Raw genomic sequence first — 1638 nt, forward strand, 5'->3', positions numbered from 1 at the left:
GGGGGTGGGGATTTTCGTCCCCCTTTGTTTCCCATCCCCCCAAAAGGTTTCCCTCCGCCACCGTGGTCGCCGTCCGCCGCTGATCCGCAGCGGCCGCCCGTAACCCCACGGAGGCTCGCCCCATGCGACCCGATCTCGCCGTTTTGCCGCCGCGCTACCTGCGCACCAAGGAAGCCGCCGAATTCCTCAGCCTGTCCGCCCGCACCCTTGAGAAGCATCGGACCTACGGCACAGGACCGGCCTATCGCAAACTTGGCGGTCGCGTCGTCTATGCCGTGGACGATCTCGAAGCCTGGGCCGAGCGCGGCGCCGTCACCTCGACCTCCGATCCGCGCGGCCAGGTGCTGCCGGCGAAGCGCCAGACGCTCCCCGCCGTTCCGCAGCCCGGCCGCTATGCACGCTGATCGCGGCCGGTTTTTCGAATGGCGGCGCGGCATAGGTCCCTCTCGGAGCGCGGGCAGCTCGATCTGTTCCGGGCGCTCCCCGGCGACTTCGCGCCAAGAGACGCGCAGGATCTCATGGCCTATCCCTTCTTCTCCCTCTCCAAGACCCATCGCGTCGCGCCGATTGATTTCGTCGCCGGCAATGTGACGATCCGGGTCGAGGCCGTCCCCGATCACGGCATGGCGACCATCTGGGACGCTGACATCCTGATCTGGGCGGCAAGCCAGATCGTCGAAGCCCGCGACACCGGACTTCGCACCTCCAGGCTGATGGCCGCCACCCCTTACGAAATCCTCTCCTATGTCGGGCGCGGCACCAGCGCGCGCGACTATCAGCGCCTCAAGGCCGCGCTCGACCGGCTGCAGTCGACCACGGTCTCCACCTCGATCCGCCAGACGGCCGAGGGCCGCCGCCATCGCTTCTCGTGGATCAACGAGTGGCAGGAGCGCACCGACCGCAACGGCCGCCCCGAGGGCATCGAGATGATCGTGCCGGACTGGTTCTACCAGGCCGTCCTTGATGACGCGCTGGTGCTCACCATCGACCGGGCCTATTTCGATCTGACCGGCGGCCTCGACCGTTGGCTCTACCGCATCGTGCGCAAGCACGGCGGCCGCCAGCGCGACGGTTGGCGTTTCGACTTCCGCCATCTTCACCAGAAATCCGGCAGCCTGTCGCCGTTCAAGCGCTTTGCCTTCGAGCTGCGCGACATCATCCGGCGCCAACCTCTGCCCGGCTACACGCTCTTCCTCGAAGCAGAGATCGGTGGGCGGATGCTACTCGCTTTCGAGCCAGCCGCGCCCTGTGGAAAACCTGTGGACGGCCTCGTGCTATCGGGAACCCGGACTATCGTGCTATCGGGAACCGGAGGCTCGTGCTATCAGGAACCCAAACAGGGTGTAACGCACAGAAATCAAACACGAAATCGCGCCCTTAACTTAGAGTCTAACCAAGAAACTAACCTTAAAGAGCGCGCGCGCGATGTGGAAAACCTCATCCGCGACGCCGCCAGAAGCCTCAGCACAGCCGCGAAGACGAGCATTCCGGTCACGCCATCCGCGCGCCCAGCGGCTCCCGATCACGCTGACACGGCTGCATCCGTCGATCCCGAAACACCTGGACTTCCTCTCGATCCGCCGGGAGGAAGCCGATGATCGTCGCGTTCCTCAATCAGAAGGGCGGCGTCGGCAAGAC

Annotated in this window: 2 protein-coding genes; both read left to right on the forward strand. The window is 65.4% G+C overall.

Annotation, left to right across the window (positions count from 1 at the left end):
* Positions 1-122 precede the first annotated feature (122 nt).
* Positions 123-404: a helix-turn-helix domain-containing protein gene (locus KWJ32_RS28000; protein ID WP_097142996.1), complete on the forward strand. Its 282-nt coding sequence runs from the start codon at positions 123-125 to the stop codon at positions 402-404.
* An 18-nt stretch (positions 405-422) separates the two neighbouring features.
* Entirely contained in the window at positions 423-1598 is a 1176-nt protein-coding gene (locus tag KWJ32_RS28005) for a replication initiator protein A (RefSeq protein WP_097142995.1), read from the forward strand.
* Positions 1599-1638: the final 40 nt, after the last annotated feature.

It is taken from the genome of Ochrobactrum sp. BTU2, from assembly GCF_024539785.1.
GTDB classification, from domain to species: domain Bacteria; phylum Pseudomonadota; class Alphaproteobacteria; order Rhizobiales; family Rhizobiaceae; genus Brucella; species Brucella anthropi.

Bases quoted from the DNA above. Each gene is read 5' to 3' on its own strand.
- KWJ32_RS28005 (WP_097142995.1), top strand. From the start codon at position 423: ATGGCGGCGCGGCATAGGTCCCTCTCGGAGCGCGGGCAGCTCGATCTG.
- KWJ32_RS28000 (WP_097142996.1), top strand. From the start codon at position 123: ATGCGACCCGATCTCGCCGTTTTGCCGCCGCGCTACCTGCGCACCAAG.